Genomic DNA, 245 nt, shown 5'->3' on the forward strand with positions numbered 1-245 from the left:
GACACCTCGACCCGTCACTACGCTCACGTAGACTGCCCGGGGCACGCCGACTACGTTAAGAACATGATCACCGGTGCGGCGCAGATGGACGGCGCGATCCTGGTTGTTGCTGCGACTGACGGCCCGATGCCGCAGACCCGTGAGCACATCCTGTTGGGTCGCCAGGTAGGCGTTCCGTACATCATCGTGTTCCTGAACAAGTGCGACATGGTTGATGACGAAGAGCTGCTGGAACTGGTTGAGAT

At 59.6% G+C, this 245-nt stretch carries 1 protein-coding gene; it reads left to right on the forward strand.

What is annotated here, in order from left to right; genetic code table 11:
* The coding region (locus tag ACEQFP_RS17575) for a GTP-binding protein (RefSeq protein ID WP_396464377.1) at nucleotides 1-245 on the forward strand (245 nt) is incomplete at both ends.

Source organism: Edwardsiella sp. A.80236, assembly GCF_044540725.1.
Lineage (GTDB): Bacteria > Pseudomonadota > Gammaproteobacteria > Enterobacterales > Enterobacteriaceae > Edwardsiella > Edwardsiella tarda.